14 protein-coding genes are annotated in these 10737 nt (G+C 63.3%); 13 read left to right on the top strand and 1 reads right to left on the bottom strand.

Annotation, left to right across the window (positions count from 1 at the left end):
- The first annotated feature begins 114 nt into the window (after positions 1-114).
- From EDE12_RS17140 to EDE12_RS17125, 4 genes are all read left to right on the top strand, one after another.
- A complete protein-coding gene (locus EDE12_RS17140) occupies positions 115-738 on the top strand; it encodes a hypothetical protein (protein ID WP_026599291.1) in 624 nt (207 codons plus the stop codon).
- Positions 717-1430, top strand: a complete 714-nt coding sequence (locus EDE12_RS17135; protein ID WP_134188190.1) for a hypothetical protein — start codon at positions 717-719, stop codon at positions 1428-1430. Before EDE12_RS17140 ends, EDE12_RS17135 begins: the two co-directional genes overlap by 22 nt.
- 263 nt (positions 1431-1693) lie before the next feature.
- Positions 1694-2203: a ParB N-terminal domain-containing protein gene (locus EDE12_RS17130; protein ID WP_026599292.1), complete on the top strand. Its 510-nt coding sequence runs from the start codon at positions 1694-1696 to the stop codon at positions 2201-2203.
- Positions 2200-2844, top strand: a complete 645-nt coding sequence (locus EDE12_RS17125; RefSeq protein WP_051592550.1) for a hypothetical protein — start codon at positions 2200-2202, stop codon at positions 2842-2844. Before EDE12_RS17130 ends, EDE12_RS17125 begins: the two co-directional genes overlap by 4 nt.
- Positions 2845-3351: 507 nt before the next feature.
- Here the strand turns inward: EDE12_RS17125 and EDE12_RS17120 are convergent.
- Positions 3352-3684, bottom strand: a complete 333-nt coding sequence (locus EDE12_RS17120; RefSeq protein ID WP_026599293.1) for a helix-turn-helix transcriptional regulator — start codon at positions 3682-3684, stop codon at positions 3352-3354.
- A gap of 63 nt (positions 3685-3747) precedes the next feature.
- Here EDE12_RS17120 and EDE12_RS17115 point away from each other — a divergent pair, with 63 nt between their 5' ends.
- The 9 genes from EDE12_RS17115 (at position 3748) to EDE12_RS17080 (ending at position 10728) form a co-directional block, all read left to right on the top strand.
- A complete protein-coding gene (locus tag EDE12_RS17115) occupies positions 3748-4224 on the top strand; it encodes a hypothetical protein (protein WP_051592551.1) in 477 nt (158 codons plus the stop codon).
- Between the two features lie 82 nt (positions 4225-4306).
- Entirely contained in the window at positions 4307-5446 is a 1140-nt protein-coding gene (locus tag EDE12_RS17110) for a terminase family protein (protein ID WP_134188189.1), read from the top strand.
- Complete coding sequence (locus EDE12_RS17105; protein ID WP_051592552.1) at positions 5446-6801, top strand: phage portal protein; 1356 nt, start codon at positions 5446-5448, stop codon at positions 6799-6801. The genes EDE12_RS17110 and EDE12_RS17105 overlap by 1 nt, the downstream gene beginning before the upstream one ends.
- On the top strand, positions 6776-7582 hold the full coding sequence (locus EDE12_RS17100) for a phage minor head protein (protein ID WP_026599294.1): 807 nt from the start codon (positions 6776-6778) through the stop codon (positions 7580-7582). The genes EDE12_RS17105 and EDE12_RS17100 overlap by 26 nt, the downstream gene beginning before the upstream one ends.
- Complete coding sequence (locus EDE12_RS21920) at positions 7579-7743, top strand: hypothetical protein (RefSeq protein WP_166671881.1); 165 nt, start codon at positions 7579-7581, stop codon at positions 7741-7743. Before EDE12_RS17100 ends, EDE12_RS21920 begins: the two co-directional genes overlap by 4 nt.
- On the top strand, positions 7743-8426 hold the full coding sequence (locus EDE12_RS17095) for an HK97 family phage prohead protease (protein ID WP_051592553.1): 684 nt from the start codon (positions 7743-7745) through the stop codon (positions 8424-8426). The genes EDE12_RS21920 and EDE12_RS17095 overlap by 1 nt, the downstream gene beginning before the upstream one ends.
- A gap of 18 nt (positions 8427-8444) precedes the next feature.
- Positions 8445-9785: a phage major capsid protein gene (locus EDE12_RS17090; protein ID WP_051592554.1), complete on the top strand. Its 1341-nt coding sequence runs from the start codon at positions 8445-8447 to the stop codon at positions 9783-9785.
- Between the two features lie 67 nt (positions 9786-9852).
- On the top strand, positions 9853-10338 hold the full coding sequence (locus EDE12_RS17085) for a hypothetical protein (RefSeq protein WP_026599296.1): 486 nt from the start codon (positions 9853-9855) through the stop codon (positions 10336-10338).
- Between the two features lie 63 nt (positions 10339-10401).
- Positions 10402-10728 carry a hypothetical protein gene (locus tag EDE12_RS17080; RefSeq protein ID WP_026599297.1) on the top strand — a complete coding sequence of 109 codons (327 nt, stop codon included), beginning with the start codon at positions 10402-10404 and terminating at the stop codon, positions 10726-10728.
- Positions 10729-10737: the final 9 nt, after the last annotated feature.

Genomic DNA, 10737 nt, shown 5'->3' with positions numbered 1-10737 from the left:
GCGAGCAATCCCCGGCCCCGACGGCCGCGTGCTGCCTGGTCCGAAGTTCTGGCGTGACGTCGTCGTGTGGCGACGAGGCGGCGATCGGTCTGCGGTCTCGATTTCGAGCGCGGAATGGACAGAGATGGTTCGGGAGGCGGCGTGATGGTGGCGCAACGAAAAAATTACGGGCGATACGATCGCGTCGAGGAGGCTGTGCATCCGGGGCCGGCGCTGCCGCGTGCGCCGAAGCGGATGAAGGAGAAGGTCGAGATCGTCGTTGCTGCCGTCGATGATCCGAACCCGCTTGGTGGCGAGAAGCTGCGGCGCCAGCGTGTCGCGGTGAACGTTGCGCGCGATACGCTTGAGCGGGAATACGCCTACCACCGCATCTCGACCGCTGCCTATCAGGCTGGGCGGACCTTCGAGCGCATCCTCGAGGCGGCGCAGATCGGCGCAGGTTCGGCGTCGCTCGAACGGTCGGGGGGCGCCGGCGATCACGAGGCCATGGTGGCAAAGGCGATGGATCGGGCCGAGGCCGCCGTCGAATTCGAGGCTCATGTGCGATCGGCATGCGGCCAACATGGCGCGCTGATCCTGCGCGCAATTCTAGGCGACGGGCAGAGTTTTGCACAGATCGCGGCGGCTGAGGCCCTTGGTGTCAAGCGAGGACCAAGCAAAATCGCGTGCGAGTTTCGAGAAGCGCTAATCGCACTTGCTAAACACCTCGAGGGGCAATGCGGCGGTTTGACACTTTGATTTTAGCCCTCGATGATCAACCACGCTCTTTTGGTCGCTCGGAAGGGGAGGGGCAGATGCGTATGTGGTCAATCTTTAGCACGATAATAATTTTGGGTGGCATGGAAGCCGCTATCGCAGCGGAAATAGATTGTGGCGCCCCGCCAGAGCTGTCTGGATTGGCAGAAAAGACAGAAACAACGATTAAAAACCTAGAGGGCCAGGCCGATCTACTATCAAAATTAGTCGGAAAAGTAGAACTTGGTGGAACTGTTAAAACGGCCAGGAAGAATATTTATCAAACATCCGACCTTGCGATTGCCGAACAAAAAGATAGATATTTATACTATTTGTTTTGCATAATTGTCGTTCACGATAAATCTATTGGCGCAATCGAAAAAATAAGGGCTCTGAAAGAATTTAGAAAGCCAATTACTGGTGATTTACGTGGTATTATTACGGTAATAGGTGGAAAATATCTTTATAAAAATGATCCAGATTGGCGTTTCGAAGCTCCTGCCGGTGCGATAGTAGAGGCTATTGGGCTAAATTGTCCAGCTGTTGTCAAATCTGGTAGTATTCAGACGCCTATTCGAGACGGCGGAAAAGCGCCTATCATTGGGGATGATGGAGAGACCGTCCCGGTCTTCATTAGCTTCAGTCCATATGAAACTCAGTGCCATGGAAAGTTCCAGGTATCGGCACCTCGATAAAGCTTTTTGACACAGGGGGGCAAAACGGCTATCTATGATTATTGAGAAGACGCGCGCCCGGAGCTGGAGACAGCGGCCGGGCGTTGTCGTTTCTAACCTCTAAAGCCCCCGAAATTCCCAATTCTCCAGCCCTGAAAAGGGGCGGGAGCCGGGGCGCGCCAACGCCCCAAGCCGCGAGTCTTGACCTCGCATGACCGAAAGCCGGCCGGACATCCGGTCACCCCGCCACCGCGCGCGACGGCGGGGCAACTTGGCTCATCGTCATGCAAAATTCCGTTACCGACCTGGCCGTGGAGGCTTGGCCGATCGAGCGCGTACGCCCCTATGAGGGCAATCCGCGCATCATCCCCGAGGCCGCGATCAAGAAGGTTGCGGCGTCGATCGAAACCTACGGCTGGCGTCAGCCGCTCGTCGTCGACAAGGAGGGCGTGCTCGTCGTCGGCCATGCGCGCCTGCTCGCGGCAAAGAGGCTGGGCCTCACGCATGTGCCGGTCCATGTCGCGGCGGACCTGACGCCCGAGCAGGCGCGCGCCTATCGCCTCGCCGACAATCGGACGGGCGAAGAGAGCCGGTGGAACCCGGACGCGCTCGACTTCGAGCTCCGCGAACTCGGCGCCGTCGGATTCGACCTCAAGCTCGCCGGCTTCGATCCTGTCGAGCTGCCCGGCGAGCCGCCGCAGTTCGAGACGGTCAGCTTCGACGCGGTGAAGCCGCTCGACGAGAAGAAGGCGGTCGCCTGTCCGAACTGCGGGCACCGCTTCCAGCCGTCATGACGCTGCGTCTCGACTGGGCCGGCTATGACGCGGCGACCTATGCCTGTCGGCATTGGCACTATTCGCGCGCGGTCCCTGCCGGCCGGCTGATCGTCATCGGCGTGTGGGAGCGCGACGCCTTCAAAGGCGTCGTGATCTTCAGCCGCGGCGCGACGCCGAGGATCGGCTCACCCTACGGGCTAACGCAGTTGGAGGTCTGCGAGCTGACACGAATCGCGCTTCGCGAGCACGAGGCGCCAGTGAGCAGGATCGTTGCGATTGCGCTGCGCATGTTGCGCAAGCGCTGCCCAGGCATGCGGCTCGTGATCTCATATGCGGCCGGCGAGCAGGGACATCACGGCGGCGTCTATCAGGCCGGCGGCTGGATTTACGAAGGGCCGAAGGACACCTACACGATGGAGGTGCGCGGCGAACATCGCCACGGTCGCAGCATCGGCGCGAAATACGGCCGGCACGATCTCGCGTGGTTACGGGAGAACGTCGACCCTGAAGCCAAGGCCGTGCGTGGGCTCGTGCGGCACAAGTATCTCATGCCGCTCGATGAAAAAATGCGGGCGGCGGTCGCGCCGCTCGCGACGACCTATCCGAAACGAAACCAGATTCGGGCGGAGACCCGAGGGGAGCCCGGGCACGGCTCCTAGTCCTCAGCGACGCTGATTTCCTCCCGAACATGCGTGCGAAGCAGGCGATGGCCGAACACCATTCGGCGCAGCGGCCGGGCAGCGCGGACCCGCACGCTCCAGGTCAGTGAAGGAGGCGACGAGCGGTATCCACGAGAAACCCGATAAATTCAGCTCGCCGCAGCGTCGCCCATATTAACGCGCGACATGAGCTGATTGCAGACGCCCAATATCTCGATCGAGCGCGAGCAAGACTCTTTCCAGTCGCAAGATCACGGCGAAACGATTCATCAAGATCGTCGAGTATTGATTGACGGTACCGTGGCAACGTCAATACCCCAACCAGGAACTCGGGAACGCGTGGCGGCTCTAAGTCCGCTCCTGACGACGACGCCCGATATAGAGTCGGTCGCGTAGTCAACCCTCGTATACGGTTTGCGACAATTACACGCTGATGATACCGCCATGACTCCGAAGAGAGCGCACACATAAAATTCCTCACCGCGTCAACATGTGTCCTCAGTGTGATCACGACAATGCTCCCTCGATCAAGAGACCAGCCCGCATCGCGTCGACAGCTGTTAGCGATCTCTGCAGCGCCGTCTGCCCAACTCCTGTAATCGTGAAATACAGCTTCTTCCGCCCGCCACGCGCGGCAGTCGCCTCACCTTCTCGGGACGTGATCAACCCACCATCCTCGAGCCGCTCGAGCACCGCATAGACGGACCCGAACGAATATTCCTTCCCCGTCCGCGCCTTGATCTCGTCGCGGATCGACACGCCATAGGCGTTTGGGTGCAGTCGCATGATGGCGAGCAACATCTGCTGCTCGACCAGGGTCAAATCGGTGGATTTCGCCAAGGAATCACCTCCGTTTCCGATTTCTTCGTAATCCTAGAATAAATCCCGAGAACGTCAAGGGCCATGGCCGGAAGAAAGCCGTTCGAGCCGTCAGAGGACCAGCGCCGGCAGGTCGAGGCATTCGCCGCCTACGGCATTCCGCAAGAGGACATGTGCAAGCTGCTCCTCAATCCGCGCACCGGAAAGCCGATCGACCTCAAGACGCTGCACAAGCATTTCCGCGTAGAGCTCGACACCGGCATGGTTCGGGCAAACGCGAAGGTGGCCGAGTCCCTGTTCCGCCAGGCTGTCGGCGCGGCCGCGCAATACGACGCCAACGGCAAGCTGATCCGCGCCGAGCAGACGCCCGTCGTCTCCGCCGGCATCTTCTGGGCCAAGGCGCGCATGGGCTGGAAAGAACGCGACGTGCATGAGTTCACGGGGGAGAACGGCGGCCCGATCGAAGTCGACGACGCACGATCCAAGCTCGCTGATCGCCTCGCTCGTCTCGCTGCCGCAAGCGCAGCGCGCGAAGGTTCTGGCGAGCCTCAGCCCGAGTGAGGCGCGGGCGCTCCTCTTCGACTGGCGCGCCTGGGCGCGGCCCGAGCAGCTCGCCCCTCCCGGCGATTGGTCCTATTGGCTCGTGCTCGCCGGGCGGGGCTTCGGCAAGACGAAAACCGGCGCCGAGTGGGTCCGAGCAAAGAAGGAGACATGCGGGCGACTCGCGCTTGTCGCGCCCACCGCCGGCGACGCGCGCGACGTCATGGTCGAGGGCGAGTCGGGGATTCTCGCCTGCTCGCCGTCGTGGGACAGGCCGCATTACGAGCCGTCGAAACGCCGCCTGACCTGGAAGAACGGCGCCATCGCGACGCTCTATTCGGGCGAGGACCCCGAGGCGCTGCGCGGCCCGCAATTCGGCGCCGGCTGGGCCGACGAGCTGTGCGCCTGGCAGTATGCGCAAGACACCTGGGACATGCTGCAGTTCGGCCTGCGCCTTGGCCGCAATCCGCAATGCGTCGTCACCACGACGCCAAAGCCGATCCAGGTCTTGAAAGACCTGCTCGCCAACCCCGCGACCGTCGTCACGCGGGGCTCGACCTATGACAACCGCGCCAATCTCGCGGAAGGCTTCTTTCGGCAGATCATCAGCCGTTACGAGGGAACGCGTCTCGGCCGACAGGAACTGAACGCCGAAATCCTCGAGGACATCCCTGGAGCACTGTGGATGCGCAAGCTCATCGACGACACGCGGGTCCGCTCCTATCCGGACCTCGCGCGCGTCGTCGTCGCGATCGATCCGCCGACGACATCGGGAGAGAAGGCGGACGAATGCGGAATCGTCGTCGCGGGCCGTTGCGCCGACGGACATGGCTATGTGCTGGCCGACCACTCGTCGCACGGCGACCGGCCGGCGGAATGGGCTCGGCGCGCGGTGCTGGCCTATCAGATGTTCAACGCGGACTGCATCGTGGCCGAAGTCAACCAGGGTGGCGAGATGGTCGAGGAGATCATGCGTCAGGTCGACCCGACAATTCCATTCCGCGCCGTCCACGCGACGCGCGGCAAATATGTCCGCGCCGAGCCGATCTCGATGCTCTACGCGCAGGGCCGCGTGCACCACGTCGGCTCATTCCCGAAGCTCGAGGACCAAATGTGCGCCATGACGCCCGACTTCGACGCGGACAAAGCCGGCTATAGCCCCGATCGGCTCGACGCTCTCGTGTGGGCGCTGACCGACCTCATGACCGGGCATCGGTCGGAACCGCGGATTCGCCGCCTCTGATGTGGCCGTTCACGCGCCGCCGGGCGGACGCTCCGCTGACGGAAAAGATCGAACCGCCTCCGTTCGTCGCGCGCGCCACGCCCTACGTCGAACAGAAGGCCTCCGCCGTCGGCGCGCTGATATCTGCCCGCGTGCTCAACCTGCCGCAGTGGCCGCGCCGATCGTTCGAGAAGTCCGCCACAGAGGGCTATCAGCAAAACCCCGTCGTCAACGCCTGCATCTGGAAGACGACGCGCGCCGCCGCCGCGGTGCCGCTCGCGATCATGCGCGGCGACGAGGAGGTCGACATCCCGGAGCTGCGCACCCTGCTCCGCCGCCCGAACCCCGCGCAGGACGGCCCGGCCTTCGTCCAGGCGACGCTCTCGGACCTCATGCTCGCGGGGGAGTTCTTCGCCGAGCGGGTCGATTTCGGCAAGCAGCCGAAGGAACTCTATCGCTGGTCGCCCGCGAAGACGGCCGTGAGGCCCGGCGCCGATGGGTTCGCGGCCGCCTACACCTTCAAGGTCGGCGACAAGGAACGCACGGTCGAGGTCGACCTCTCCAAAGGAAACGTCCCGGTCCTGCATGTCCGCGACTACAACCCGACCGACGATTGGCGCGGACTCCCGTCGATCGATCCGGCGGCATTCTCGATCGACGCGCACACCGGCGCGCTGCGTTGGAATGTGGCGCTCCTGCGCAACGGCGCGCAGCCCTCGGGCGCGCTCGTCTATGATCCGAAGGAGGGCAGCGACAAGCTCTCGGACGAGCAGTGGGGGCGTCTGAAAGCGGAGCTCGAAGAATCATTCTCGGGCGCGAAGAACGCCGGTAGGCCGCTCCTGCTCGACGGCGGTCTCGACTGGAAGGAGATGGGCTTCTCGCCCAAGGATATGAATTTCGCGGAAGGCTTGAACAGCTCGGCGCGCCTGATCGCGCTGGCGTTCGGCGTGCCGCCGCTGATCCTCGGAATCCCTGGCGACAACACCTTTGCCAACTACGCCGAGGCGAACAAGGCTTGGTATCGCGAGACGATTTTGCCGCTGCTCTGGCAGTGGTGCCGGGCGATGTCCTGGTGGATCGCCCCTGCGTTCGGAAAGGACATCCGGATCGAGCCGGACACCGATGATCTCGAGGTGTTCGCCGACGAGCGCGCGGCCGAGTGGGACCGGATCGAGAAATCGACGTCGCTGACGATCAACGAGAAGCGCGAACTCCAAGGCCGCGCACCCGTCGCCGGCGGCGATGTAATCCTCGTCTCGTCGGCGCTGATCCCGCTCGAGGCGGCTGGCGAGACACCGCAGGGCGGCGCTGCACCCGAGGATAGTGCGACAGAGGACACCACCGGCGACGATGGCGACGAGGAACCTGCGGCGTGAGCGCCGTATCGCGCGCCATGTCCGTCTGGCGGCGTCTCATGAACGCGCTCTTGCGCACGATCTTCGCAAGATTTTCGCCCGCGCCGGGCGCGTCGCCGCCGCGCATGTCGCGGCCGGACAAGATCATCTCGCCGTCGCGGTTGTGGCTGGCTTCGAACCTGCCATCGCCAAAGCGCTTCGCGCGCGGTTGCATGTCGCGGCCATGGCGAGCGCGGAACTCGTCCTCGAGGAGCTGACGGGAGGCAAGGCGCTCGGCGAATTGTTCGAAGCCACCGCACCGGTGTTCGAACAGAAGCTGCTCTCGCTCTTCGATGTGGCCGAGCGCACCGTCCTCGACTGGCTGTCGCATCATGCGGCCGAAATGGTGCAGCGGGTGTCGCAATCGCTGAAGCGCCTGATCCGCGGATCCCTGAAACGGGGCAAGGAAGCGAACGAGCCGCCACGCGTGCTGGCGCGCCGAATGCGCGACGAGACCGGCGGCGAAATCGGGCAGAAGCGCGCAATCGTCATCGCCAGGACGGAAACGCACACCGCGACGCAGGTTGGCTCTGAGGCTGCGGCCCAGGCGACTGGGCTCGCGCTCGACAAAGAGTGGGGTGCGACCGAGGACGCCCGCACGAGACCGGCACACGCCGAGGCAGACGGGCAGACAGTCGACAAGAACGCCGATTTCACCGTCGGCGGTGAGCGTTTGCGCTTCCCCGGCGATCCGCGTGGGAGCGCCGGGAACATCATCAACTGCCGATGTGTGGCGCTCTGGGTTCCGAGGATTCCGAAATGACTACCGAAGTCAAACTCATATGCGAGGTATCGGCCTGGGTGCGCCCCGCGGTTCTCGCTCTCGCGTTCATGGCGCGGATCGGAATTCACCTCGACTATGGGGCGATCGTCGAGCGCATCGTCTCGCGTGGCGTCAAGGTGATCGTCGAAAGGAAAGCGTGATGAACGAACGTAAGCACGCGCTCGGCCTCAAGCATTTGCCGATCGAGTTCGACGCCAAGGCTGTGAAGGACGACGGCACCTTCGAAGGCTACGCCTCCACCTTCGGCAACGTCGACAGCGGCTATGATTGCGTCATGCCGGGCGCGTTCACCAGGAGCCTGCTCGAACGCCCGGCCGCGCGCATCAAGATGCTCTGGCAGCATGACCGGACCCAGCCGATCGGCGTTTGGACAGACGCATCGGAAGACAGCAAGGGCCTCTTCGTCAAAGGCGCACTGCTCATCCAGGCCATCAAGCAGGCCGTGGAATGCCACGCGCTCATGAAAGCCGACGTCATCGACTCCATGTCGATCGGCTACAAGACGATGGAGGCCGATTTCACGCAGAGCGGCGTGCGCCAGCTCAAGGAAGTCGGCCTATTCGAAATCTCGATGGTCACCTTCCCGATGAACGATCAGGCAATGGTGACGACCGTGAAAGAGTTCAACCCGCGCGAATGGGAAAGGGGCCTGCGTGACGCCGGCCTCTCGCGCGGCGACGCCGTGAAGGCTGTCGCATTTTTCCGAGAGCGCCTGCGCGATGCAGGCGAGAATGTCGCGATCGATCCGCGTGAGGCGGAGGCGGCGGCCTTGTCGACCGATGTGGTCGACGCCATGCGGAAGCTGCAATCCGCCTTCCGCTGATCTCACAGGATCGATGACATGACGGCACACGTCCGACTCCGCGGGCCCTACAACCCGCTGGAGCGCAAGGAAGAGGCGCCGACGAATCCCGAGTTCAAGAAGCTCGCCGATGAGCTGATGAACACGGTGGCGGTATTTCGGCAGAAGAACGACGAATCGCTCGATGAGCTTCGCAAGAAGAAAATCGACGACGTCGTTCTGAAGGAGCATGTCGACCGCATCAATGACGCGATCGACAAGGTCGAGAAGAAGCTCACGGACGAGCTGCTCGACATCAAGCGCAAGGCGATCTTCGAGGGCCAGAAGGACACGAAGAAGCCGGCGCCGCCCGAGCTCGAAGCCTACACCAAGAAGTTCGACGATTACCTTCGTGGCCGCTACGGCAGCGACGACAAGCCGCGCGACCTGATGGAGGCGAACAGGGCCGCCTATGAGGCCAAGGCGCTTTCCGTCGGCTCGGACGCGGATGGCGGCTTCACCGTCCTGCCGACGATCGAACAGACCATGACGGAGATCGCGGTCCTGGTCTCCCCAGTGCGGTCCGTCGCGAACGTCACGCAGATCAGCACCGACCGCGTGCGCTTTCCGGTCAATAAGCGCGGCACGACATTCGGCTGGAGCGGCGAGACCGATCCCCGCACCGCGACCGCGAATTCACAGCTCGCCGAGTCGGAAATCCCGGTCCATGAAATGTTCGCGATGCCGGGCGCTTCGCAGTCCTTCCTCGACGACACCTATATCGACGCCGAAAATTGGATCGCCTCAGAGGCCTCTCTCGCTTTCGCGCAAGGTGAGGGAGCGGCGTTCATCAAGGGCGACGGCAGCAAGAAGCCGACCGGCTTCCTGGCCTATCCGATCGTCGCCGACGGCTCCTGGTCATGGGGCAATGTCGGCTATGTCGCGACCGGCACCTCGGGTGGTTTCACCTCGCCCGCCGCCGGCCCGCCGATCGTTCAGGGTGCCGACGTGTTCGCGGATCTCGTGGCGGCGCTCAAATATATCTATCGCCCGAACGCCCGCTTCGCCGCGAACCGCCGCTCCGTCGCTGCGATGCGCAAGCTGAAGACGCTCTACGCCGATTATCTATGGGTGCCGGGCCTTCAGAATGGGCAACCTGCGAGCTTCTATGGCTATCCGCTCGTCGAGTTCGAGGACATGCCGGATATCGCGGCCTCGTCCTATTCGGTCGCCTTCGCGGATTTCAAGCAGTTCTATCGGATCGTCGATCGCGTCGGCATCCGCACGCTGCGTGATCCCTTCACGAACAAGCCCTTCGTGATGTTCTACATGACAAAGCGTGTCGGCGGCGGCATCAACAATTTCGAGGCCGGCAAGCTGCTGAAGTTCGCCGTTTCCTGAGATCGCCGGAACAGTCGCCGGCCGAGCCGGCGGCCCCTCGCAACGCTCTTTCGAAAGGCTCATCGCCATGATGCGCAACCTCTCCTCCATCATCAAGCCGAAGCGCTTGGTCGCGGAGGCAACGCTCACCTCGTCGGCAAGCGCCGTCGTCATCGATCGCGGCAATACGAACTCGCGCATTTGGGAGGCGATTCAGCTCGCCTTCCATGTCGGCGCCGGCGGCATCACCTTCAGCGGCACGAACTATCTGGCGCTGAAGCTGCGCGAATCCGACGATAATTCGACCTTCAACGTCGTCGGCGCCAACACGATCCTCTTCGGCGCCGAGAACCCCGCTGGCACGGCGTTCGCCCAGGTGCCGGACACGAACGGCTTCGTGCGCCTCATCAACGCCGCCAAAGCGGCCGCCGACACCGATCCGTTCCGCGTCGATTACGTCGGCTCGAAACGTTACCTCGAGGCGACCATCACCTTCGGCGGAACCCACGGCGCCGGCACGCTCGTCGGGCTCTGGGCTGTGCTGGGCTACCCGAACATCATGCCGGTCATCTGACGGCGGCTCATCATCGCGCGCCGGCTGTCTGGCGCGCCTCGCTTTCCAAGCTTCGAGGCTCTCATGCCCAAGACGATCAAAATGCTGATCGACAAGCTCGTCAGTCCCAACGGCTACGACACGGAAATGTGGCGTCAAAACGAGGTGAAGCGCAACGTCCCCGACGCGCTCGCCGACGATTTGACCCACTCTCAAACGCTCGCCGCCATCGAGGTGACGGGGAACAAGAAGACCGACGCCGAGGCCGAGGAAGACGCTCTCGCCGAGGCCGAGCGCCGCGCCAAGGAAGCCGCGGCGGCGCAAGCCCTCCAGGAGGCTGCGGAGAAAGCCGCGCTCGACGCCGTGAAGGCGGCGCAATCCGGCGGCGCCCCGAAGCCGCCGAAGGCTTGATCTCGGAAT

It is taken from the genome of Methylosinus sp. sav-2, from assembly GCF_004366495.1.
Taxonomy (GTDB): Bacteria; Pseudomonadota; Alphaproteobacteria; order Rhizobiales; family Beijerinckiaceae; genus Methylosinus.
The sequence above is the reverse complement of the archived record's forward strand: the minus strand, read 5'-3'. Positions and strand labels throughout refer to the sequence as shown.

Excerpts from the sequence above, each read along its gene's own strand:
- EDE12_RS17140 (WP_026599291.1), top strand. The coding sequence starts at position 115 with ATGGACAGAGATGGTTCGGGAGGCGGCGTGATGGTGGCGCAACGAAAA.
- EDE12_RS17135 (WP_134188190.1), top strand. The coding sequence starts at position 717 with ATGCGGCGGTTTGACACTTTGATTTTAGCCCTCGATGATCAACCACGC.
- EDE12_RS17130 (WP_026599292.1), top strand. The coding sequence starts at position 1,694 with ATGCAAAATTCCGTTACCGACCTGGCCGTGGAGGCTTGGCCGATCGAG.
- EDE12_RS17125 (WP_051592550.1), top strand. The coding sequence starts at position 2,200 with ATGACGCTGCGTCTCGACTGGGCCGGCTATGACGCGGCGACCTATGCC.
- EDE12_RS17115 (WP_051592551.1), top strand. The coding sequence starts at position 3,748 with ATGGCCGGAAGAAAGCCGTTCGAGCCGTCAGAGGACCAGCGCCGGCAG.
- EDE12_RS17105 (WP_051592552.1), top strand. The coding sequence starts at position 5,446 with ATGTGGCCGTTCACGCGCCGCCGGGCGGACGCTCCGCTGACGGAAAAG.
- EDE12_RS17100 (WP_026599294.1), top strand. The coding sequence starts at position 6,776 with ATGGCGACGAGGAACCTGCGGCGTGAGCGCCGTATCGCGCGCCATGTC.
- EDE12_RS21920 (WP_166671881.1), top strand. The coding sequence starts at position 7,579 with ATGACTACCGAAGTCAAACTCATATGCGAGGTATCGGCCTGGGTGCGC.
- EDE12_RS17095 (WP_051592553.1), top strand. The coding sequence starts at position 7,743 with ATGAACGAACGTAAGCACGCGCTCGGCCTCAAGCATTTGCCGATCGAG.
- EDE12_RS17090 (WP_051592554.1), top strand. The coding sequence starts at position 8,445 with ATGACGGCACACGTCCGACTCCGCGGGCCCTACAACCCGCTGGAGCGC.
- EDE12_RS17085 (WP_026599296.1), top strand. The coding sequence starts at position 9,853 with ATGATGCGCAACCTCTCCTCCATCATCAAGCCGAAGCGCTTGGTCGCG.
- EDE12_RS17080 (WP_026599297.1), top strand. The coding sequence starts at position 10,402 with ATGCCCAAGACGATCAAAATGCTGATCGACAAGCTCGTCAGTCCCAAC.